Genomic DNA, 23,855 nt, shown 5'->3' on the forward strand with positions numbered 1-23,855 from the left:
GTCCGCCTTCGGGCAAGAGGCCAGAGCCCGTTAATGGCGCAATCGAGACGACAGCAGGCCGCGTCTTCACCTGCGTCGCCTAAGCCTCAACCTGTCGCAGGAGCGGCCTGGCTGTTCATCGCCGCCGCCACGGATTGAAGCTCGGTGAAGAAGCCGGCCACAGCCGGATTGCGCCGCTCGCCGCTGCGACAGCCGAGACGCAAATCTCCGCTTTCTAGAGCATTTCCGCGTTTCTCCGAATCGCGGAAATGCTTTAACTATTTGTTTTATCGCATTTTATTCGCGCGAACCGGCGTCCACTTCGCTCGAAAATGCGCTAGCGCTCGGTCAAGGCCCGTCGGAAATGATCGCTGATCGGCTTGAGGAGAAAATCGATCGGTCGGCGGGCCTCCGTTTCGATGAAGACCTCGGCCTGCATGCCGGGAACGAGCCTGAGCGGCGCGAGGCGGGCGATCTCTGCCGGCTCCAGAACGATTCGCGCGGCGTAGTATGAGAGGTTGGTGCGCTCGTCGCGCCGGATATCGGCGCCGACCTGCGAGAGGCGACCGGTGATCTCGGGAACGCTGGCGCGATTTCCGGCGAGGATTTTCACACGTGCGCTGTGCCCGACCGCGAGCTGATCGACGTCCGTCGGCGCGACCCTGCTCTCGACGACGAGGTCGACGTCGCCTGGCACGATCAGCATCGCCACTTCTCCCGGCTGCAGGACGCCGCCGATCGTATGCATGGCGAGTTGATGCACGACGCCGCTCACCGGAGCACGCAGGTCGATCTGCCGGAGCTGCGCGTCAATAGCCGCACGCCGCTCCATCGCCTCGCTCTCGCGCGCCTTGACTTCGGTGAGCTCCTTCGAAACCTCCGCGCGCAGATCGTCGTCGATCTGCATGATCTGCAGCGAGGTCTCGGCAATCTTGCCTTCCGCCTGCGCGATGCTGGCGATCAGCTGGCCGATCTGGCCCTCGATTGCCGCCTGGCCACGCTGCAATTCGCTCAGGCGCGTCAGCTGCACCAGATTCTTCCTGTACAGCGTTTCGACGCCGGCAAGCTCGACGGCGATGATCCTTGCCTCACGGTCCTTCGCGACCTGCTGAGCCCTCGTTCCACGAATTTCCTCGTTGAGCTGGACGATGCGCTTGCGCAATTGGGAGCGCAGGCCCTCTCGCGATGTGCGGCGGACTTCGAAGAGCCTCCGCTCCGCTGCGATCAGTTCCGCGATGTCCGGCAAAGCCGCCCGACCAAGGATTGCAGCCGCGAAGTCGGGCTCCTTCCGCCCCTCCCGCTCGGCAACCAGCCTGGATGACTTGACGGAGAACTCGTCCAGCTGACGAGAGAGAATCTGGTGCGTGGTTCTTGTTACCGTCTCGTCGAGCCGCAGCAGGACATCGCCTGCTTTCACCGATTGCCCTTCCTTCACGGGAAGCGCCACGACCGTGCCCCCGGTCTGGTGCTGGATCTTCTTCACCTCGTCGGCCACGACGAGCTGGCCGCTCGACACGACTGCGCCCTGAAGGCTCGCGCTCCAGCCCCACGCAGCCAGGCTGCCCCCAAAGACCAGCATGGCTGCCAGCGCGACGCGCCGCTGCCGACGCAGCGCCTGCAGATAGTCGGGGCCATCCCCGGCGGTCGGCTGGGCAGGACGAAGAGCCTTCATGCGAAGGTCGGCCGGACATGGCCCGCCGGTGCGGGGGGCGAGGCCGGCCGCGTCAGTGCGCGAATGATCTCGTCGCGCGCACCCAGCATGGTGATCCGCCCGCCATCGAGCAGGGCGACGAGATTGACGGAAGCGAGACCCGAAGGCCTGTGCGTGATGATCACGACGATGCCGCCTCTCGACCTTACCGATGCGATCGCTTTCGACAGGGCCTCGTCGCCCTCGCGATCGAGATTGCCATTGGGCTCGTCGAGCACGATCAGGAAGGGATCGCCGAAGAGCGCGCGCGCCAGGGCGATCCGCTGGCGCTGCCCACCAGACAGCAGGACGCCGGATGGACCGATCTGCGTCTGGTAGCCATGAGGCAGGCCCAGGATCAGGTCATGGGCGGCCGCGGCTCTCGCGGCAGCAATGATCGCCGCAGAGTCGGTGACGTTCCGGAAGCGCGCAATGTTCTGGGCCACTGTGCCTTCGAAAAGCTCGATGTCCTGCGGCAGATAGCCGACATGCCGGCCAAGCTCGTTCCCCCATTGCGCGAGGTCCGCGCCGTCGAGGCGCAGTTTCCCCATGGCAGCGGGCCACACCCCGACCAAGGCACGGGCGAGTGTCGATTTTCCTGAGCCGGTGGGGCCGATGATCCCGAGCGCGTCGCCTGCGGATAGCTGTAACGAGACGCCCTTGAGGACAGGCAGGGACGCGCGGGGAGGGGCGACGACGAGATTCTCGACCTCGAGGCGCGCCTCCGGAGCAGGCAGGGCGAATTCGCGCTCGCCAGTCGGATGTGCCGCGAGGTCGCGATCGAGACGCCCGAGAGCCTGCCTGGCTGCAATGAAGCCTTTCCAATGCAGGATGGCGGCCTCGATCGGCGCAAGCGCACGTGCGGTGAGGATCGACGCGGCAATGATCGCACCTCCCGAGATCGCTCCGGTGATCGCGAGATAGGCGCCGAGCCCGATGGCTCCCGATTGCAGGACGAGGCGCAGGGTCTTGGCGAGCGCTCCGGTCGCGCTGACGACATCGCTCATGCGCAGCGCCTGGCCGGCGAGCCTGTTGTTGATCTCGCGGTAGCGCCCGGCGAATGCCTGCCGCATGCCCAGCGCGCAGATGACTTCGGCATTGCGGCGCGTGGCGTCGAGAAGTGCCTGGCGCTCGAGCGAGATCGCAGAGAAAGCCCGCGCTGGCGCACGGCTCTGCATTTCGGTGCAGGCGGCCACGGCGACGACGAGGACAGCGCCCAGCAGAGCAAACCAGCCGAGCCAGGGATGAAGCAGAAACGCCACGATGATGAAGAGCGGCGCGAAGGGCAGGTCGAACAATGCGGCAGGGCCTAGCCCCGCCAGGAAGCTGCGCACCTGGTCCAGATCGCGGATCGGCGCCACGCCCTGCTGATCGGGCGATCCACGGACCGGCAATTCTACTGCCATCGCATAAGCACGGGGCGACAGCATCTGCTCGAAACGCGCTCCGATGCGTGCGAGCATGCGTGCCCTTACGGCGTCGATGATGCCCTGGAAAAGATAAGCCGCGAAAGCGATCGCGGAGAGCGCCAGCAGGGTCGGAAGCGAGCGGCTGGTCAGAACCCGGTCGTATACCTGAAGCATGTAAAGCGTGCCGGCGAGGTAGAGAACACTGATGAATGCGGAGAAGATCGCGACCCAGAGGAGCCAGGAACCGATCGATTCCAGCTCGGATCTGACACCCGACATCACTCCGGCTAGATGCTCGCGCTGCCTCATCAGGCACCTTTCGGCGATTTTCGGCTTCCGAAACCGCGTCGGGATCGCCTGCGCCGCGACGACGAACGGCAAAGGTCGCGAATTCCGGTGGGGCGACTTCGGGCAGGGACGACTTCGGGGCACGGGCCGATCCGCTCGTGCGCTCTCGGTCGCATAGGCAAAGGCCAAAGCGCCGACCGTATCGCTCCAACGTGACCGGTTCGGCTCTCGGGCCCGGGCAGGCCAGGCCGAACGCTCATGCGAGAATCGAGCCACGGCACTTGCCGCAGATGCTGCAGCGCGTCATAGTCACGGTAATCGATGCCCGACGATCGGACGAGCCGAGACATCGGCCAGGTCCGAGAAGCTCCCTCGACAGCGGATACTCGCCGCGGCGACGCGGCGAAGATGCCTATCGATATGCCTGCCGGCAGTTCCCAATCGCCCTGGCGGATCTAAGAGCGGTCCGATCGGGCGGGCAAACTGCGCCTCTGGTTGAGATGGCGCGGGCCCGATCGTCATAGTCTCCGTTTCACAGGTTGCTTGAGTGTCATGAGCGAGGGCGGGCGCTGCCTCCCGCTGGAACGATTTCAGATGGCGAGGACATGCCTATGGTCGATCTCACCGGATACCGCCTGACCTTCGACGAGGAATTCAATACGCGAAGCATCTCGCTGACCGGCAGCGGGACGAGTTGGGCCAGCACGCGTCAGGAATGGCGCCACGATGGCTATTCCGACATCGGCTTCGGGATCAGTTCCTTCGTCGATGCGAGCTCTGGCTACGACCCATTCAATATCTCGAACGGCGCGCTCGCGATCACCGCCGTCCCGGACCGCACACCTTACGGCTATCCCGGCGCCTGGGAGTCGGGGCTCATCACCACGCAAGGAAATTTCTCGCAGACCTACGGTTATTTCGAGGTTCGTGCGGACCTTTCCGACGCTCCGGGTGGATGGGATGCTTTCTGGCTGTTGCCGAACGCACAGATTCCCGACCCGAACAACCTCGGGCACTGGCAGGAACTCGACGTGCTCGAGCACTACGGCGTGTGGGACAAGGGCATCTACAGCGGCATCCACACCACTGACGCCGCCCCGAACGAACACTGGCAGCAATATCTCCAGGTCTACAGCGAGATGCCCAGCCCGTCCGGCTATCACACCTATGGCATGAACTGGCAGGCGGACCGGATCAGCTTCTACATCGATGGGCAATTGGTCGGTTCGCAGGCGACGCCGAGCGACATGCATGCGCCGATGTATCTGCTGCTCGACCTCGCCGTGCAGGATCCGGCCGAGATCGCCGGCGTGCCGCTGACCTCGAAGATCGACTATGTCCGCGTCTACTCCGCCGATCCCAATGCGCAGGCGGTTGCCCTGGGCACCGTCTCGTCGCCGGACGGTTATGATCCCGGTCTCCACGGCGCCTCCGCGGCCGGAACCCCCCCGCCATCCCAGCCTGGCGGTGCGACCGCGGTCACGATCGGCAGCGGCTCCGACAAGCTCGTGCTCAAGTTCAGCCAGGACGCCTATCTCGGCGACGCGCTCTACACGGTGTCCGTGGATGGCGTGCAGGTCGGGGGGACACTCACGGCCAGCGCCTCCCATGGAACGGGACAGTCCGACATCGTCACGGTGCTGGGAAGCTGGAGCGCCGGCGCACACAACGTCTTCGTCCACTTCCTCAACGATCGCTGGGACGGCACACCAACCACCGACCGCAATCTCTATCTGGATTCGGCGACCTATAACGATGTCGCAGTTCCGGGCGGCGCTCTCGGCAATCTCCTCGGCCAGAGCTTCACCTTCCAGAATTCGGCGACGACGCCTCCTCCAGCAACCACCCCGCCGCCCGCGACCACGCCGCCTCCGACCCCCTCGGATCCGGCGGGGACGACGATCGGCAGCGGCGCCGACAAGCTCGTGCTCAAGCTGAGCCAGGACGCCTATCTCGGCGACGCGCTCTACACGGTGTACGTGGATGGCGTGCAGGTCGGAGGGCCACTCACGGCCGGCGCCTCCCATGGAACGGGACAGTCCGACATCGTCACGGTGCAGGGAAGCTGGAGCGCCGGCGCACACAGCGTCTTCATCCACTTCCTCAACGATCGCTGGGACGGCACACCAACCACCGATCGCAATCTCTACCTGGACTCGGCGACCTATAACGGCGCCGCGGTTCCGGACGGCGCTCTCGGCAATCTCCTCGGCCAGAGCTTCACCTTCTACGACCACATCGCCTAGCGCCCGGGGGGCGAAGCAGCGCCTGTGTCTCTCCGGCAAACCGCAGGACGTTGCGTAATAGAGCTCTGCCTTTTCGTCTGGATGGATCGCAAGCGCGACGACAGCCGGCCGCGTGTTCACCTGCTACGCGAAGACCTCAGCCTGGCGCAGGAGCGGCCTGGGTGTTCATCGCTGCCGCCACGGCTTGAAGTTCGGTGACGAAGCCGGCCACGGCCGGATTGCGCCGCTCGCCGCTGCGGAAGGTGACGAAGATCCGTCGCATGATCGCAGGCCGGATCTGCTTGAGCAGTAGCCTCCCGATATAGTCGCGCCCCCGCAGGCCGGGATTGATCGAAACCGAGCAGCCTGCCTCCACCATGGCCCGGACCACCTCGAAGCTGTGGCAGCGGCCATTGATGATCGGGTCGAAGCCGGCATCGCGACAGGCTCCGACGATGACGTCGGAATAGGTGGACGAATTCGTGTCGAGCGCCCAGCGTTCGGTCGCCAGTTCCTCAAGCGTGACATGGGCCCGCTCGGCCAGCCGGTGGCCGGGCGGCAGCAGGACGTGGAGCTGGTCGTCCAGCAGATGCAACGTTTCAACCTGCGCTTCCGCGAGACCGGACGCCGTGGTGAGGTCGTCGACGATCGCGACATCCGTCTGCCAGGCCCGCAGCGCGGCCAGGCTGTCTGTCGGTTCCAGCTCCTCGAAGGTCGTCATCAGATCGGGGAAGCGTGCCGACAAGGCGCGGATCGTCGGCGGGATCAGCGAAGCCGCGACGGAGGGAAAGGCCGCGACGCGCAATTCACCCGCGACGGTCTTCTTCAGCTCCGCGAGATCGGTCTTCGCCTCCTCCAGAATGCCGATGACGCGACCAGCATGCTCGACGAGGCGCTGCCCCGCTGGCGTCAGCCGCACGCCCCGGCCGCGACGCTCCACCAGCTCGATCCCCGTCTCGTCCTCGAGCAGGGCGATCTGCTGCGAAACCGCCGATGGCGAGATCAGCAGGGCCTCGGCCACCGAGGCCATGGTTTTTCGCAGGGACAGCTCACGGAGCGTGCGAAGCCGGGCCAGATCCATCGCAGGGAACCCCATTCTGCCTGAAGCGCAATCATGCATTTTCTCTAATGTATAGCTCAAAGTTAATTAAGTAGACCAGAATTGTTTTCCGGCAGTAGCCTCCTCCTCAAGACGCCGGGCTGCCCCAACAGGGTGCCCAGGGAGCACGGTCGATGTCTCGCGAGCGGGAGGAGCGCTTCGCCGAGCCCGGCCGCGGCTTTCGGGGGGCGTCCGGCGGCAAGGGGGCGCGTGGAGCGCGGTTCCGGAGCGGTCCCGCCAGCCTGTGTCTGCGCCTGTGATCTCGGCTGCCATGACTGAACTCAACGATGACTGAACTCAACGACGACTGAACTCAACGACAACGAAAAAGAGGGGTGTTCCTATGTCCTGCTTAAAACTGTCTCACTCGAAACGTCTTGCCACTGCGCTCGCTGCCACGGCAGCGCTCCTGATGACCGGGCTCTCGGCAACCGGCGCCTCCGCGACCGTCCTCGACGCCGTCAAGCAGCGCGGCGTGCTGAACTGCGGCACCGACAACACCGCGCCCGGCTTCGGCTATCTCAACACCAGGACGGGCAAGATCGAGGGGCTCGACGCCGATTTCTGTCGCGCCATGGCGGCCGCCGTGCTCGGCGACGCCGGCAAGGTCAATTTCGTCGTTGTCACCGACAAAAGCCGCTTCAACGCCCTGCAGACCGGGCAGGTCGATGTCGTCTTCGCCCACACCACGGTCAAGCCGGTGCGTGAATCCGCCATCGGCATCGATTTCCTGCCGATCAATTTCTATGACGGCACCGGCGTGATGGTGAAGGCGGCCTCGGGCGTGAAGTCGGTCGCCGAGTTGGACGGCGCCACGATCTGCACCACGCAGGGCTCGGGCACCGAGAGCACGCTGGCCGGCGTCATCCGGCAGCGCGGCTTCAAGGGCACGAAGGTGCTGACGTTCGAGAACCTCGAGAAGCTGTTCGCTGCCCTGCAGGGCGACCGCTGCAACGCGATGTCGACCGACAAATCGGCGCTCGCCGCCTGGCGCGGCAATTCGGCCAATCCGTCCGAGTACATGATCCTGCCGGACACGCTCGACAAATCGCCCTTCGCCGGCTTCGTCGTCGCCAACGACTCCAAATGGCGCAACCTCCTGCGCTGGGCGAGCTATGCGCTGTTCCAGGCCGAGGAATGGGACATCACCTCCGCCAACCTCGCTGAGAAGCTGAAGGACGAAAATCCCTTCATCCAGAAATTCCTCGGCGTGAAGGGCGGTTTCGGCAAGGATTTCGGCGTTTCGGACAGTTTCATCACCGCGATGATCAAGTCCGTCGGCAATTACGGCGAGATCTACGACCGCAGCCTCGGGCCGAAGACGCCCTATTTCATCGATCGCGCCGGCACCCCCAACGCCTCCTGGGTCAAGGGCGGCGCCGAATACTCGCCGCCGTGGAACTGAGCCGTTTCTCATCCAGGTGAGAGCAGGGGCGGGCCGTCCGGCTCGCCCCGATCGGGAGAGCGGGTCATGACGATGCAGATCGCCGAAGCTCATTACATCACCCCGAGGCGCCGGCGTGTTCTGGTGGCGTCCAGATGGCTGCTCCAGGCCGCGATCGTGGCCGTGGTGGCGGGGTTCGCGATCTGGCTCGGCCTCGCAGTCCGCGAAGCGCTGGCGCGCAAGGGCATCCAGTTTTCGTTCGGCTATCTCTGGAACGCCGCCAATATCAGCCTGAGCGAGGGGCTCAGCCTGTCGCTCGATGGCGTCTGGCCGGTTCTGGAGCCGTTCAGCCCCACCCATAGCAATGCGCAGGCGCTGTTTGCCGGCCTCTGGAACTCTCTCAAGGTCGCGCTCACCGCGATCGTCCTGTGCACCGTGTCCGGCACGCTGCTCGGCATCGGCCGCCTTTCCACCAACTGGCTGGTGCGAAACCTGTGCTTTGGACTGGTGGAGTGCGTGCGCAACACGCCGCTGCTGATCCAGATCGTGTTCTGGTACTTCGCCGTCGTCCTGCGCTTCCCGCCGGCCAATGCCGCTTCCAGCTGGCTCAGCGGCGTCATCGCCAGCCGTTCGGGCCTGTTCCTGCCGGGGCTGGCGGTGTCCGAGGATGCGAGCCTGGTATCCCTGGGGCTGCTGGTCGCGGCCGTCGCTTCGACAATCGCCGCGCTCGTCATGCGGGGAGGGCGGCGCAAGCTGGCCTGCCTGGCTGTGGCGCTTGTTGCACTTGCTCTCGCGGCTGCGCTCGGTTTCCCGCTCAGCTTCGACCTGCCGGTCGCGACCCGCTTCGGTGCGCGCGGCGGCTTTGCGCTCTCGCCGGAAATGACCGCGATCCTGCTCGCGATCACCGTCAACAGCTCAGCCTATGTCGCCGAGATCGTGCGCGGCGCAATCGACGCACTTCCGAAGGGGCAATGGGAGGCTGCCGCCTCGCTGGGGCTGTCGCGCTCCCACACGCTGCGCGACATCATCCTGCCCCAGGTCGTGCGGATCGTCCTGCCTTCGCTCGCCAACCGCTATATCAGCCTGACGAAGGACACGTCCCTGGGGATCGCGATCGGCTTTCCCGACCTGTTCAACGTCTACGGCACCGTCTCGAACCAGACCGGGCGGAATCTCGAAGGCGTCATCATCGTGATGCTGACCTATCTCGCCCTGAGCTGGATCATCAGCGCCTGCGTCAATGCCCTCAACGCCCGCATCAACGGGCAGGGAGGGACGCGATGAACGCTGTCGCGCTGCGCTGGCTCCACCGCAATCTCTTCGCCAAGCCGTTCGATGCCGCGCTCTCGCTCGTCGTCATTCCGGCGCTGGCCTGGGCAGCCTATGCCTCGCTCCATTGGGTGCTGGTCGAGGCGCGCTGGGAGGTGATCGGCGGCAGCCTCAAGGTGCTCATGGTCGGCATCTATCCCGCCGACCAGATCTGGCGGGCCTGGTTCTCGGCCGCGACGCTCTGCGCGATGTTCGGGGCGGGCCTTGGCCTCGCTATGCGCCCCGGCCTGGTTGCGCTGACGGCCGTCGCCTCGGTCGCCGTCCTGATCGCGGCGACGGTCGCGGCCGTGATCGGCGCAGGCGCCGGGGTTCTCGCGGCAGGCAGCGCTGCGCTCGGCCTCGCGGCCTGGAGCGGCGTCCATCATTCCACGCGCGCCCAGCGCCTCGTCCTGCCCGGGCTGTTTGCCGGGGTGGCCGCGATCTTCGTCGTGCTCTCGGCGCCGGGCTTCGAGGTCTGGGGCGGCCTGCTGCTCAGCATCGTGCTGACGATCACGGTTTCGATCCTGAGCGTGCCCTTCGGCATCCTGCTCGCGCTCGGGCGGCAGAGCCGCATCGCCAGCCTGCGCCTGATCGCGACAGCCTATATCGAGACGATGCGGTCGGTGCCGCTGATCCTCGTGGTCTACTGGATCTGGATCATCGTGCCGCTGCTCGCGCCGGATACCGCGGTTCCGAGCCTGCTGCGCGGCATGGCCGGCTACGCGCTGTTCTTCGCCGCTTATGTCGCGGAATATGTCCGCAGCGGCCTGCAGGCCGTGCCCAAGGGCCAGATCGAGGCGGCGCGTTCGCTCGGCATGGGCACCTGGACGCTCAATCTCGACATCGTCCTGCCGCAGGCGCTGCGCGTCGTCGTGCCCTCGCTGGTCGGGCAGATCCTCGACATCTTCAACGGCGCGACGCTGGTCTTCATCATCGGCCTGACCGATTTCCTGCGCGCCGGCCAGATGATCCTGGCCGATCCGCAGAATGGCGGGCGGACCTACGAGATCTACGTCTTCCTCTTCGCCGTCTACTTCGCCATCGGCGGGGCCATCACCTACGCCTCGCGCCGGCTCGAAGCCCATCTCGCAAGGGGGTCGCGATGAGCGCCATCCAGAACCTGTCCGCCGCTCCTGCGCGCGAGGCGATCGTCAGCATCTCCCGCCTCAACAAATCCTTCGGCGCCTTCCATGTCCTCAGGGATGTCGATCTCGCTGTCGGGCGCGGCGAAGTCCTCGTGATCATCGGCGCCAGCGGCTCGGGCAAATCGACCCTGATCCGCTGCGTCAACGGGCTCGAGATGTACCAGAGCGGCAAGCTCACGGTCGACGGCTTCCAGATGCCGACCCAGGCCGACCGCGAGATCGGCGGGGAGAAGGAGCTGGCAGGGATACGCAAGGGCGTCGGCATGGTGTTCCAGCAGTTCAATCTGTTCCCGCATATGAGCGCGCTTGACAATGTCGCGATCGCGCCGGTCAGGGTCCGCGGCCGGACACGCGAGGAGGCGAAGGCCATCGCGCTGCGCCTGCTGGAGCGGGTTGGGTTGCGCGATCACGCCGATAAATTCCCGGGCCAGCTCTCCGGCGGCCAGCAGCAGCGCGTCGCCATCGCCCGCTCGCTGGCGATGGAGCCGCACATCATGCTGTTCGACGAGCCGACCTCGGCGCTCGACCCCGAAATGGTCGGCGAGGTGCTCGACGTCATGCGCGAACTCGCTCGCGAAGGCATGACCATGATGATCGTCACGCACGAGATGGGCTTCGCCCGCGAGGTGGCGGACCGCGTCGTCTACATCGACCACGGTCGCATCCTCGAGATCGGCACACCCGCCGAGATCTTCGACAGGCCCTCGCATGAGCGCACCCGAACCTTCCTGTCGCGCGTGCTGCGGCACTGACGAAACGCAACGCTTGCTATCCCGCCCGCGCCGCGAGCGGGCGCTCACCCCCCTTCAAAGAGGACATGACATGTCACCGACGACGGCCGCCCTGCAGACACGCTCCCCCGATGCCGACTGGCATGGCTTCTTCGGCACTGACGCCCGGCAGCTCGGCGCCGATGTCGTCGCGCTGATCGACCAGGATCGCGAGAGGGAGACGCAATCCCTCAACATGATCGCCTCGGCCTCCTACGCCCCGCTGGGCCTGCGCCAGATCGAGGGAAGCCATCTCGTCAACCGCGCGCCGATGGGCCTGCCCGGCCGCCGCAGCGTCGCCAATTGCGAGCAGCTCGACACGATCGAGAATCTCGCCATCGACCGGGCGAAGGCGATCTTCGGTGCCGAATACGTCAACGTCCAGGCCCTCTCCTCGACCATCGCCAATGTCGCGGTGCTGCGTGCGATCCTGCCCGTCGAAGGCGCGCGGCTGCTCACCTTTGACGAGCTCGCCGGCGGCCATGTCAGCCACGGCGCCTTGCGCCACATCACCGGGGTGGGCCGCGAGGTCGTTTCCTTCGGCGTGACCGGCACCGGTGCGGTCGATCTCGACCAGGCCCGTGAGCTTGCGCGCAAGACGAGGCCGCATGTCCTGCTCGCCGGGCCTTCGTCCTATCCACGCGAGATCGATTTTGCCGCGCTGAGGAGCATCGCCGACGAGGTCGGAGCGCTGCTCTTCAGCGATATCGCCCATGTGGCGGGCCTGATCGCGGCCGGCCTCCACGCCAACCCGGTGCCGTTCTCCGACGTCTCCACCACCTCGACGCAGAAGACGCTGTGCGGACCGCGCAACGGCGCCTTCGTTTTCGCCAAAGAGCGCTTCGGCGCGGCCATCGATGCTGCCATCTACCCCGGGCTGCAGGGGCCGGCGGCGTCGAACATGATCGCGGCCCGCGCCGTGCAGATGGAGATGATCGCAAGGCCCGCCTTCGCGCAGCTGATGACTGATGTCGTGGCGAATGCGAAGGCTTTCGCGACGGGCCTCGAGGACGGTGGGATCGAGCTCTACACCGGAGGCACCGACTCCCACATGATCATGGCCTATACCGGCGAGAACTGGACGCAAACTGCGCTCGTCACCGGGCTCGCCGCCCACGGCATTCTCGGCAATGCGATGCGCGCGCCGGGGCAGGGGGGAGAGCCGCGCACCGCCTTCCGCTTCGGCAGCGTCGCCCTGACGATCCGTGGTCTCAGGCCAAGCGAGGCCATGAGCCTGGGCCGCGAGGTCGCCGGCATCCTGCGCGCCGGCCCCGCCGCTTCCGTGGAGCCCGCGCGGCTGCGCCGGCTGCAAGACCTGGCCGCCGCCCACCCGATCCCGTCATTTGTCGATTGAAATGCCGCGTCGACTGAGAAGCCGCGCCGCCGGCGCAAGCGTGAAGGGCAGCCGCGATGGCAGCCTTCACGAGCGCCGGCCGGCTTTACCACCCGATTGCCGGAGCCGATCATGACCCGCCATTACGACGTCGCCGCGATCCGTCGCCAGTTCCCGGTGACCGAGCGCATGCTCTATCTCGATTCCGCCCATCAGACGCCGCTCGCCACCAGTGTCCGCGACGCGCTCATGCGCTTCTACCGGGAGGGCAGCGAAACCGCCGGGCCCAAGCCTGTCTGGCTCGACCGGGTCGAACAGGTTCGTGCCAGGGTGGCGAAGCTCTTCAACGCGCAGCCTTCCGAAATCGCCTTCACCAAGAACACCTCGGAAGGCATGAACATCGCCGCGAACGCCCTGCCGCTGGCGGCCGGGGACAATGTGCTCCTGGTCGAGGGCGACCATCCCAATAATGCCTATGCCTTCCTCAATCTGCGGCGGCGGGGCGTCGAGGTGCGCTTCGTGCCGATCTCGGGCGCGACGGCACGGGCCGAGATGTTCGCCCCCCATATCGATGGCCGGACACGGGCGATCTCGCTCTCCCACGTCACCTTCCATGCCGGGCACCGCTTCGACCTTGCCTCGATCGGCGCGCTTTGCGCGGAGAAAGGCCTGTATTTCGTGGTCGATGCGATGCAGTCGACGGGCGTCGTGCCGCTCGACGTCACAGCGAGCGGCGCAAGCCTGATCGGCTCGGGCTGCCATAAGGGGCTGCTCGTCCCCCAGGGCCTCGGCATCCTCTATTGCCGGCAGGACCTCGGTGAGTTGCAGCCGGCCTATATGGCGATGTCGAGCCTCGCCGATCCGCCGGGCGATTACATTGCGCGCGCCGACAATATGGCGCTGAAGCCGGGTGCGGGCCGGTTCGAGATCGGGAATGTCAACCTGCCCGATATCCACGCGCTCGACGCCGCGCTGAGCCTGATCGAAAGTGTCGGTGTCGCCGCGATCGAGGCCCATCTCCAGGATCTCGGCGACCGCCTGATCGAGCATATCGACGCGCTCGGAATCCGGCTGGTGGGGCCGCGCGCCCGCGCCGACCGCTCGCCCCATATCTACGTGCTCGACCTGCCGGCGCAGGACTGGGCCGACTATCTCGCGAGCCGGCAGGTGCGCGTCTCGCCGGAGCGCGACGGCATCCGCGTCTCGTTCGGCCTGTTCAATAATGCCGGGGATGTCGACCGTTTCGCCCAGATTCTCACTGAGCGCGGCGCTATGCTGCCGCGGGCACGGGATGTGGCCTAGCAAGAGCGTTTTCGCGCGAAGTGGACACCGGTTCGCGCCCGGAAAACGCGTCAAAACAAAGAGCTAGAGCAATTGCTCTGGCTTTGGTGAGCGAGCGGAAGAGGACAAGCGCATGGGCAGGGGGCGGGTCGCGGTTATCGGCACGGGGGGCACGATCGGTGCGGTCGGACGGGATGTCTTCGACCTCCACGACTACGATGCCAACGGCGTCATCCTCGATGCCGGGCAATTGCTGGAAGCCTTGCCCCGCAGGGAGGATGACCCTGTCTGTTATGCGGTTCCGTTCAGCGCCGTGCCGAGCACGCGCATCGGCTTTGCGGAATGGCGCGAGCTTGCCCGGCTCTGCACCAGGCTCGTCGCGGACGATCCGGAGCTGACGGGGATCGTGATCACGCATGGCACCTCGACCCTGGAGGAGACGGCGTATTTCCTCAATCTCACCGTCACAGTGGCGATCCCGGTTGTCCTGGTCGGGTCGATGCGCCCGTCGAACGGCCTGTCGAGCGATGGCGCGCTGAACCTGCGAAACGGCATCCGCGTCGCGGCCTGTCCGGAGGCTGTCGGTCTCGGCGTCCTCGTCGTCCTGAACGACGAGATCCATTCGGCCAGGGACGTGACGAAATGCTCCAACTCCCGCGTGCAGGCATTCCAGTCTCCCGTCCATGGACTTCTGGGGCAGGTGGATTCGGACCGGATCGCATTTTATCGCCGTCCACTGCGCACGCACGCGCCCGATACGGAATTTGACATCGAGCGCATCGAGGCCTTGCCGCGCGTCGACATCCTCTATGCCTATGTCGGCGGGGACGATGTGCTGGCCCGTGCCGCGATCGGGGCCGGGGCCAAAGGCATCGTCTCCGCGGGTTTCGCACCCGGAGCAACCACTCAGGCGGAGAAGGCAGCGCTACGCGAGGCTGCCGCGAATGGCATCATCGTCGTCCAATCCTCACGCGCAGGGATGGGGCGTGTCCCCGAGACCAGCGGGCTTGCGACAAGCGGCTTCCTCAGCGCCGACGACCTGACCCCGCAGAAGGCGCGCATCCTGCTGGCGCTCGCACTGACGCGATCGGATGACGTCAACGAGATCGAGGCGATGTTCCGGCGTTACTGACGGCTTTCAGCGATGAGCGCGGGTGTTGTTCTCTGCCGTGGGTCGGTGTCGATGGCCATTGGTCTCATCCGTCATGGTCGGGCTTGACCCAAGGCTGTCCGGTTCGCTGTGAGCGCCCGTCGAGAAGCCTCGTTCATTGAAGGGTTCCCCGCGCCCTTCATCTGGCACTTCGCTTCGTCTCGCCCGCGAGGGGAGAGCCCTGCATGATCTGCTCAGGGCCAAACCCCAACCGGACAGCAGTGGGTCAGGCTAAGCCCGAGAATGACGGCGTGGTTCAAAGCGCACCCTCATCCTCGCTTTACGCGTCGCTTGCGATTTTGATCGTATAAGTTGAATCGTGCCTCTCGGTGCTGGCTCTCGGTCTCGTGCAAATCGCTGCGCTGTTGTCGGTCTCGCAACTTTCCCTGGCGCGCGGCGACAATTTCATCATGGAGGGGCTCACCCCCGTCCTGAGCGCCTATATGCTCGCCTTCGCGGTCTTCCTTGCCGCGGTCGGGCTGGGTCGGCCGCATTCCGCCCTGCTCGCGCGGATCGGGCTGATCAGCTATTCGATGTATCTGTTCCACGGGCCGGTCAACGCGCTCGTCTATCGCGTCCTGCCCTTGACCGGAGAGCGCGGCGACATCGCCACGATGCTGCTCTGCATCGGCTTGACCTTGATGGTCTCCTGGCTGGTCTACCGAACGGTCGAACGCCCGATGATCGCGCTCGGGCGTAAGGTATCGTCGAAGCGCGACGCGTCCCTCGTTCCGTCTTCGCGGCTCGCATAAGCGGCCCACGGGCTGTGCTTATCAGCGCCAAGAACTATATGCGCCCAAGGCCCATCAGCGCCCAAGCCTCTGGACACTGTCCGGGGCAACGCCGATCACGGTCGGCGGCAGCATGTCGACGCCGCGCTGGCGGGCCACGGCGCGCAGCTCGCGCGGGGCCATGCCGAAGCGCTCCTTGAAGACGCGGCTGAAATGCGCCTCGCTGCGGAAGCCGTAGGAGAAAGCGATGGCGCTGAGCGTCTCGCTGCTGCGGTCATCGCCATTGATGACCTCGTAGCAGCGCTGCAGCCGGCGTTCGCTGATATAGGCCTGCACGCCGCCATGCTCGCCGAAGGCGCGGTAGAGTGCGCCTCGCGTGGCGGCGAGCTTGCGCGTGAGTGAGGTAACGGTCAGGCCGAAATCGCCCAGCGAACGTTCGATATGCATCTGGGCCCGGCTGAACAGGTCGAGATCGGCGGGCGTCAGTTCCTCGCGCGGGCCATGCTCGCCCTGCGAGGCCGCGATCGCCAGCTCGACGATGGCGCTGGCGGCGGCGATGCCCTGGCCCAATGTCAGGCCCGGCAGGGCTGCGTAAACATCCCGCATCAATTGCGACAGGAGGCGCGTCGCCGGCAGCTTCGCATCCGGCACGAGGCCGTGGATCGCGCGCTGGCGCAGGGCTTCGGGCATGGCGCTGCGCGGCACCGTCAGCGCCAGCGTGCGGTAGGGCGCGGTCTCGAAGTCGAAGGGCAGGCCGAAATCGATGAAGCTGACATCGCCGGGCCTCGCATGGAAGGCGCGGCTTCCGCAGCGTCCCTCATAGCTGCCTTCGAGATGCAGCGAGATGTTGACATGGTCGACGCCGGTGCGCGCCGCATCCTTGGCCGTGCGGACGAGGTGGTTGGCATGCGAGCTCGTCGACAGGCTGAGGATGAAGCGGTCGAGCATGTAGAGGCTGGTCGAGGCGTGGAACGCCGGGGCCTCGCTCGGTGTGACGAGTTCCGCACTGCAGGCGAAGGTGAGATGGTGCTGCCAGGCCTTGAACGAGGCGCCGTCCGCCGTCGGCGGCAGCACGATGGCGATCTGCGGGCCGCCGAGGACCTGCTCGGCGGAGGGCATGGTGCCGCCCGAGTCGCCCGGTTGCCGATTCTCGTCCGTCATCAACCATCGCCCCCGCGCCCGTTGCAAATCAGCAACGCCTCATTCCCGGAACGGAATATCAAAAGATAGCGGACGCAGCGTCAAGTAGGCCCGGCCGCCCTGAGTTACATTGCTGAACGTATCGCGCAGCGGATCGCTGCAATGGCGATGGCTGAGGGATTGATGAGCTACGATTTCTGCCGCGCTCTGCGCCGGACGACAGCCTTCGTCGTGCCGTCACTTTCAATGTCGCTTTCGCTTGCTGGTGCCCGCGGTGGCGACGGCGGCGGTGCTGGCGTGGGGACAGGAGGCGCCGGCAGCAGCCCGGTAGCTTGCACGACAGGCGGCACCGGCGGTGTTCACGGCGATGTGGCGGTGGGCTCCGGGCATCGTCGCGACAGGGCCCCCTGGCTCTGCCGGCCAAACTACGGCCGGCGCTGCGAGTGCACAACAATGGCTCCTGACGCTGACCTGACTTCCGTAGGGCTTTTTGGGCAATGTGACAGGGTTGGGCCAGCCTCCGCCAATAATTCGATGCTCTGTGGGCGGGCATAAAATGACACTTTTGATAGGCCCTGACCTCGCCGCCATGACGTTTTCGCGGTGGCGCGGTGCGCTGTTGGGCACAACGATGATGACCGGTGTCGCCATCGCCGTTGCTGCGATGATGCCCGGCACCGCGCGTGGGGCGGACTGGCTAGGCGCCACCGGGGACTTCAACCTCGGTTCGAACTGGGTTGGCGGAGGGGTGCCGACAACGGCGACCTTCACGAACAGCCCCACGGCGGTGCGAAATGTCACCGTTACGTCCGGCGGTGGTACACTCACGCTGCTCGAGTACAACAACAACGCGCTCGGCTACACGCTGTCGACGGCCCCCGGCAACATTCTGTATATCGGCAGCATCACCAATAACTCGACCTTCGAGCAGACGCTGTTTGCAGGAGCGGGGGGCGGGTTCGCCATCTCTGGCACGGTTGCGGGCGCGATGGCACTTATTGCTGGACCAAGCAACGGCTCGATCCAGTTTAACGCCGGGGCCTCGGCTGCGGGCTCGCGATTTATCGGCCAGAATGGGTTCCTGAATCTGACCATGGGCGCTGGTGACTCGCTGTCGATCGGTTCGATCGAGGGCACCGGGATAATACGAGCCCTCGGGGTGGCACAAACTCTGTCGGTGGGCGGCCTGGGTTCGAGCACGACCTATGCCGGCACGATCCAGGAATTCGTTGCCCTCACCAAAGTCGGTACCGGCGCGCTTACTCTGTCAGGCACCAATCTCTATACCGGCGGAACGACGATCAATGCCGGCTCAATCATCGCAGGCAGCGATTCGGCCTTCAGCACCGGTTTAGTCACGCTGAATGGCGGCACGCTGGCGACCACGGGTGCGCGCGCCATCGGCAACAACGTCTCGCTGACCAGCTCCAGCGCGATCCGTGTGCTGGACACGACCGCGACCTTCAGCGGCACGATCGCTACGGGCGGCAATGCGCTCAGCCTCGAAGGCGCAGGAAACGGCACTATCAGCGGCGTCATCTCGGGCTCCGGCACTGTCGCCAAGAGCGGCAGCGGCACGTTCACCCTCTCGGGCACCAACACCTACACCGGCGGAACGAGCATCTCTGGCAGCGGGGTCGTCAATCTCGCCAATATGGCGGCGTTGGGCTCCGGACAGATCTCGATGGGCGGCGGCCGCCTCAACGCGACATTGACCGGCACGCTCGCGAACAACTTCCTGGTCATAAGCGCGAGTCAGGCCTGGCTTTCCGCCTCGACAGGCCAAACCCTGACCATGACTGGCGCGTTCGCCGGGGGCGGCGCTTCTTTCCGCACCGGGCATGCCACGGACAACGGCACGGTCATCCTTAGCCCGTCATCCGTGACCATGTCGGATATCTTCTTCTTCGTCGATGGCGGCATCGTGAAATTGGGAAGCAACGGCGCGCTCATCACCGACGCTGCGACCAGCACCGAAATCGCCGCCGGCGCAACGCTCGACATCAACGGCCCGGCGACAGTGCATAGCCTGGCAGGTGGCGGCACGGTCACCAATGACAGCGGCGCGGCGGCGACGCTGACGGCCGATAATAGCGCCTTCGCCTCGACCTTCTCCGGAGTGATCCGCGACGGCACCGGGCAGACATCGCTGACCAAGGCCGGCGGGGACGTGCTGACGCTGTCGGGACTGAACACCTATACCGGCACGACCCTGGTCGATGCCGGCACCTTGCGCGCGGGGGCGGCAGGTAGCTTCGCACCGAACTCGGCCTTCACCGTGGCGACCGGCGCGACGCTCGACCTCAACGGTTTCAGCCAGACGATCGGCTCGCTTGCGGGCGCCGGCGCAGTGACGCTGGGGGCGGCAACCCTGAGCGCGGGCGCGGACGGCGGCAGCACGACCTTCTCTGGTGTGCTGTCCGGCGCCGGCGCGCTGATCAAGGCGGGCACTGGAACCCTGACGCTGACGGGCACCAATGCTTACACCGGCACGACGACGATCAGCGGCGGCACGCTGCAAATCGGGAGCGGTGCCACCTCCGGGACCCTGGGCACCGGTGCGGTCGTCAACAATGGCGTCCTGGCGTTCGCCCGCTCGGATGCGCATGTCGTCAGCAACCCGATTTCCGGAACCGGCTCTCTGGTCCAGTCCAGCAGCGGAATGACGATCCTGACAGGGGCCAACACTTACACGGGGACAACGACGATCAGCAGTGGTGTGCTGAATGTCGGGGGCGGCGGCCCTTCCGGGACGCTGGGCACGGGTGCCGTCGTCAACAACGGTCTCCTGCATATCCAGCGCTCCGATGATGTCGTCATCGGCAATGACATTTCAGGAACGGGTCGGCTGTCCAGCGACGGGGCAGGAACGACGATCCTGACAGGAAGCAACAGCTATACCGGTACTACGGAGATTTTCGGCGGCCCGCTGCAGATCGGGAACGGCGGCACCTCCGGGACGCTCGGCACGGGTGCCGTCGTCAACACGAGCACCCTGGCCTTCAAGCGCTCGGATGTGCTGACGGTGAATAATGACATTTCCGGCACGGGAGCGCTGATCCAATCCGGCACCGGGACGACGGTCCTGACCGGCACGATCACCTATACCGGAACCACCCACGTCGATGCCGGCAAGCTGGTGGTGAACAGCTCGATCGCCTCGTCCTCCGGTCTCACCGTGGCAGCCGGTGCGACGCTCGGCGGCTCGGGCCAACTGCCCTCGACCACGGTCAACGGCATTCTGTCCCCGGGCAATTCGCCGGGCACGCTGACAGTCAACGGCAACCTCGTGCTGGGGGCGGGCTCGCTTTATCTTGCCGAGGTTCAGGGCGCGGTGTCGGACCGGGTCAATGTCACGGGGACGGCTGCGCTCGCGGGCACTTTGCGGCTGGTGCCGCTCGGCGGGGCCTATCTCTTCTCCGCGCCCTATACGCTGCTCTCGGCGGCGGGCGGGCTCGGCGGCACGAGCTTTGGAACCCTCGACACGGCCGGCTCCTTCGGCGACGGCGTCACCACGAGCATCGCCTATAGCGGAACCGACGTCACGCTGACCCTGGTGCCGAAGCCGCTGGCGCCGATCGTCGCCGACCCCACGCCGCCGCCGGTTGTTACGCCCATTCCGACGCCCGCCCCCGCGCCGCGCCTCGGCCTGGGCCGCCCGGCCAATGCGCTTGCGGTGGCGACGGGCATCGACGCGGCGGTGGCCAGTGGTGCCGATCCGTCGGCGCTGTTTGCGATCTACAACCTGCCGGCCGCGGCGATACCCGCCGCCGTGAACCAGCTTTCGGGCGAGGTCCATGCGGCCGCGCCCGCCATGGCCAACAGCGCGGCGGGCCAGTTCCTCGCCACCATGCTCGACGGCTCCGCCACCGGCCGGCTCGCGGGCGCGTCGGGCGGTCCCGCCGCCGCCGCCGGTTTCACCGCCGACCGGCCCTCCAGACAGGACGGGCCGGGCCGGGCGAGCTTCGACCCCTCGCGCTTTTCGGTCTGGGGCGCGAGTTTCGGCTCGACCGGCCGCACGGATGGCGACCGGACCGTGGGCTCGGCCAATCGCAACCTCTCCGACGGCCATGTCGCGGTTGGAGCCGACATCCGGCTCGGCTCCAACACGGTGGCGGGCGTCGCGGTCTCGGGCGGCCAGTCGCGCGCCTCGCTCTCGGGCGGGCTCGGCAAGGCGGAAGCCGATGTCTTCCAGGCTGGGCTTTACGGGCGCACGACGCTGGGAGCCGTCAACCTCGCTGCAGCGCTCGGCTATGCCCGGCTCGACACCGACACCACCCGTGCCATTCCCGCGCTCGCCCGCACGGGCGTCACCGCCTCCTATGCGACGCAGGCCTGGAGCGGGCGGATCGAAGCGAACCTGCCGGTGGCGAACTGGGGCGGCCTCACGCTCTCGCCGCTTGCCGCCTTCCAGGCGGTGCGCGCGACCAGCCCGGCCGCGATCGAGCGCGACGGGTCGGGCGCGGCCCCCGGTACGCTGACGCTCGCCCGCCGCTCCGACATCACCAGCCGCAGCGAACTCGGCTTGCAGATCGACGTGAAGCTGATGGCGGGCGCGACACCGGTCACGGGCTTCGTCCGCGCCGCATGGGCCCACTATTATCAGCGTGACGCCGATCTTACCGCCTCGCTCAACGGCCTCCCCGGCGCGAACTTCTCCGCCGCGGGCGTCCGGCCCGCTCGCAACGCGGCCCTGCTCGCCGCCGGCGCGGATATCAGGCTGAGCCAAAGCGTCAGCCTCGGCCTGCGCGTCGATTCCGAACTCTCGGCAAACACCCGCCGTGTTGGCGGCACAGCGCAGTTGAGGGTCAGCTTCTAGAGCAGGTTCCGACCCAATCGGATCGTTCAATGGCTCCTGCGGTTTGTTTTGACGTGTTTTCTCACGCGAACCGGGCTCCACGTCGCTCGAAAGCGCTCTAAGAGCCCGTTTGGAAACTCCAGCCCTCATCCTGAGGAGCCGCGTCAGCGGCGTCTCGAAGGATGCTCCAGGAGGCACTCGAACCATCTGGAGCATCCTTCGAGACGGCAAGCCGGCAGAAGTTGCGCCGGCAGGGGCGTTTACCGCTTCCGGGAGCCCTGCGGGCGTTGTGGCACGATGAAGCCTCCGGATTGATGCGCCCACAGCTCGGCGTAGAGCCCGCCGCGATCGAGCAACTCCGCATGGGTGCCTTGATCGACGATGCGCCCGCCATCCATCACCACAAGCCGGTCCATGAGTTGCAGCGTGGACAGGCGATGCGCGATGGCGATGACGGTCTTGCCCTGCATGAGGTCCGAGAGCGCATCCTGGATCGCGGCCTCGACCTGCGAGTCGAGGGATGACGTCGCCTCGTCGAGCAGGAGGATCGGGGCGTCCTTCAGGATCACCCGCGCGATGGCGATGCGCTGGCGCTGTCCGCCGGAGAGCTTGACGCCGCGCTCGCCGACGAAGGCCTCGAAACCTTGGCGCCCCTTGCTGTCCACCAGCTTGTCGATGAAGCTTTCCGCCTGCGCCTTCCGGGCCGCGTCGCGCATCATCCCGTCATCGGCGTCGTGGCGGGCGTAGAGGATGTTCTCGCCGACGGAGCGGTGCAGGAGCGAGGAATCCTGGGCCACCAATGCGATCCGGGCGCGCAGCGTTTCCTCAGTGACACCGGCGATGTCCTGACCGTCGATCAGGATACGGCCCGATTGCGGTTCGTAAAAGCGCAGCAGCAGATTGACGAGCGTGGACTTGCCCGCGCCCGAGCGCCCGACCAGGCCGACCTTTTCACCGGCACCGACGGTCAAGGACAGCCCGTCCACCACGCGGTGCGGCTTGGTGTAATGAAAATGCAGGTCCTCGAACCGGATCTCGCCATGGGGAGCCGCGAGCGGACGCGCATCAGGCCGGTCGAGCTGGCTCAGCGGCTGCGCGATCGTCTTCATGCCCTCCTGCACGACGCCGATATTCTCGAAGATGCCTGAGATTTCGAACGCCACCCAATTTGACATGGCGATGATCTGGGTTGTCAGGAGAACGGCGGTCGTCAGCGTGCCCGCATCAACGCGTCCCAGCGAGAACAGCCAGACGCCGATACCGCCCGTCGTCGCCAGCAGGATCGCGTTGAGGCAGACCAGGCAGAACACATAGACGGTATTGAGCCGCTGCTGGCGGGCGAAAGCGGCCTGGAAGCGTCGGAAGCCGTCGCGCATATAGGCGTCATCATCGCTCCGGCGCCCGAACAGCTTGACGGTCATCATATTGGTGAAGGTGTCGACGACCTTGCCGGTGATGGCCGAGCGCGTCTCCGAGGTCTCGCGCGAGCGGACCTGCACCTTCGGCAGCGTGTAGGCGAGGAGCGCTCCGTAGAACAGAAACCAGGCCATCATCGGCGCGGCCAGGCGAATGTCCTGCGTGCCGAGAAGACCGATCGCGGTCGCGCCGAAAATGAGGATCTGCCAGACCGCGCGAACGAAGGAGACGATCGTATCCCGCAGCGGCCGGCCCGTCTGCATGACCCGGTTGGCCAAGCGCCCGGCGAAGTCGTCATGAAAGAAGGCGAGCGGCTGGCGGACGACATGCCAGTAATTCTGCCAGTGAACCAGCGTCGTGAAGGAGACGGCGATCGAGTGGTTCACGAGCAGGCGAAACAGGATCGTGCCCAGCGGCCGCACCAAGAGCACGATCGCCGCCAAGATCAGAAGCAGATGGCCAGCAGCATCGAAAACGCGCTCGCGCGGCACCGACGACAAGGCAGATACGAGGCGTCCGACAAGATAAGGCACCACGGCCTCAACGACGGCAAGCGCAAAGCCGAGCAGGAACAGCGCTGCGAACAGGCCCTTCGCCTGACGGACGAAATGCCAATAGAAGCTTCGTAGTCCGCTGGGAGGCTCGCCCGGAGGCGATGCTGTCGAATCAACGAGAGTGTCGAAGAAGCTGAACATCGTTCCTTATGGTT

The 23,855-nt window shown here is 66.1% G+C and carries 15 protein-coding genes; 10 read left to right on the forward strand and 5 right to left on the reverse strand.

Features of this window, described 5'->3' with window-relative positions; all coding sequences use genetic code 11:
* Positions 1-316: 316 nt before the first annotated feature.
* Positions 317-1,651, reverse strand: a complete 1,335-nt coding sequence (locus tag J2Y55_RS15660) for an HlyD family type I secretion periplasmic adaptor subunit (RefSeq protein ID WP_310154905.1) — start codon at positions 1,649-1,651, stop codon at positions 317-319.
* Positions 1,648-3,357 (reverse strand): type I secretion system permease/ATPase, encoded by a 1,710-nt coding sequence (locus J2Y55_RS15665; RefSeq protein ID WP_310154908.1) that lies wholly within the window; start codon positions 3,355-3,357, stop codon positions 1,648-1,650. Before J2Y55_RS15665 ends, J2Y55_RS15660 begins: the two co-directional genes overlap by 4 nt.
* A 620-nt stretch (positions 3,358-3,977) precedes the next feature.
* On the opposite strand from J2Y55_RS15665, the gene J2Y55_RS15670 reads away from it, so the two are divergent.
* Complete coding sequence (locus J2Y55_RS15670) at positions 3,978-5,612, forward strand: carbohydrate-binding domain-containing protein (RefSeq protein ID WP_310154911.1); 1,635 nt, start codon at positions 3,978-3,980, stop codon at positions 5,610-5,612.
* Between the two features lie 136 nt (positions 5,613-5,748).
* Here J2Y55_RS15670 and J2Y55_RS15675 read toward each other — a convergent pair whose 3' ends face one another.
* Positions 5,749-6,672: a LysR family transcriptional regulator gene (locus J2Y55_RS15675; RefSeq protein WP_310154914.1), complete on the reverse strand. Its 924-nt coding sequence runs from the start codon at positions 6,670-6,672 to the stop codon at positions 5,749-5,751.
* A gap of 430 nt (positions 6,673-7,102) precedes the next feature.
* Here J2Y55_RS15675 and J2Y55_RS15680 point away from each other — a divergent pair, with 430 nt between their 5' ends.
* The 8 genes from J2Y55_RS15680 (at position 7,103) to J2Y55_RS15715 (ending at position 15,813) form a co-directional block, all read left to right on the forward strand.
* A complete protein-coding gene (locus J2Y55_RS15680; protein ID WP_310154917.1) occupies positions 7,103-8,095 on the forward strand; it encodes a transporter substrate-binding domain-containing protein in 993 nt (330 codons plus the stop codon).
* Positions 8,096-8,161: 66 nt separating this feature from the next.
* Positions 8,162-9,358 (forward strand): ABC transporter permease subunit, encoded by a 1,197-nt coding sequence (locus tag J2Y55_RS15685; RefSeq protein ID WP_310154920.1) that lies wholly within the window; start codon positions 8,162-8,164, stop codon positions 9,356-9,358.
* Positions 9,355-10,488, forward strand: a complete 1,134-nt coding sequence (locus tag J2Y55_RS15690) for an amino acid ABC transporter permease (RefSeq protein ID WP_310154923.1) — start codon at positions 9,355-9,357, stop codon at positions 10,486-10,488. The genes J2Y55_RS15685 and J2Y55_RS15690 overlap by 4 nt, the downstream gene beginning before the upstream one ends.
* The gene (locus J2Y55_RS15695) at positions 10,485-11,279 is read left to right on the forward strand and encodes an amino acid ABC transporter ATP-binding protein (protein ID WP_310154927.1); all 795 of its coding nucleotides are present in this window, start codon (positions 10,485-10,487) and stop codon (positions 11,277-11,279) included. Before J2Y55_RS15690 ends, J2Y55_RS15695 begins: the two co-directional genes overlap by 4 nt.
* A gap of 70 nt (positions 11,280-11,349) precedes the next feature.
* Complete coding sequence (locus J2Y55_RS15700) at positions 11,350-12,651, forward strand: serine hydroxymethyltransferase (RefSeq protein ID WP_310154930.1); 1,302 nt, start codon at positions 11,350-11,352, stop codon at positions 12,649-12,651.
* Between the two features lie 111 nt (positions 12,652-12,762).
* On the forward strand, positions 12,763-13,932 hold the full coding sequence (locus J2Y55_RS15705) for an aminotransferase class V-fold PLP-dependent enzyme (protein WP_310154933.1): 1,170 nt from the start codon (positions 12,763-12,765) through the stop codon (positions 13,930-13,932).
* A gap of 112 nt (positions 13,933-14,044) precedes the next feature.
* Entirely contained in the window at positions 14,045-15,043 is a 999-nt protein-coding gene (locus tag J2Y55_RS15710) for an asparaginase (RefSeq protein ID WP_310154935.1), read from the forward strand.
* Between the two features lie 365 nt (positions 15,044-15,408).
* Positions 15,409-15,813, forward strand: a complete 405-nt coding sequence (locus tag J2Y55_RS15715) for an acyltransferase family protein (RefSeq protein WP_310154939.1) — start codon at positions 15,409-15,411, stop codon at positions 15,811-15,813.
* A gap of 54 nt (positions 15,814-15,867) precedes the next feature.
* On the opposite strand, the gene J2Y55_RS15720 is transcribed toward J2Y55_RS15715, so the two are convergent.
* A complete protein-coding gene (locus J2Y55_RS15720) occupies positions 15,868-16,953 on the reverse strand; it encodes an AraC-like ligand-binding domain-containing protein (protein WP_310154942.1) in 1,086 nt (361 codons plus the stop codon).
* Between the two features lie 568 nt (positions 16,954-17,521).
* On the opposite strand from J2Y55_RS15720, the gene J2Y55_RS15725 reads away from it, so the two are divergent.
* On the forward strand, positions 17,522-21,751 hold the full coding sequence (locus J2Y55_RS15725; RefSeq protein WP_310154945.1) for an autotransporter outer membrane beta-barrel domain-containing protein: 4,230 nt from the start codon (positions 17,522-17,524) through the stop codon (positions 21,749-21,751).
* 239 nt (positions 21,752-21,990) lie between these two features.
* On the opposite strand, the gene J2Y55_RS15730 is transcribed toward J2Y55_RS15725, so the two are convergent.
* Positions 21,991-23,841, reverse strand: coding sequence for an ABC transporter ATP-binding protein (locus J2Y55_RS15730; RefSeq protein WP_310154948.1), 1,851 nt, complete (start codon positions 23,839-23,841; stop codon positions 21,991-21,993).
* Positions 23,842-23,855: the final 14 nt, after the last annotated feature.

Origin of the sequence: Allobosea sp. BE125, from assembly GCF_031456075.1 — a bacterium.
Lineage (GTDB): Bacteria > Pseudomonadota > Alphaproteobacteria > Rhizobiales > Beijerinckiaceae > Allobosea.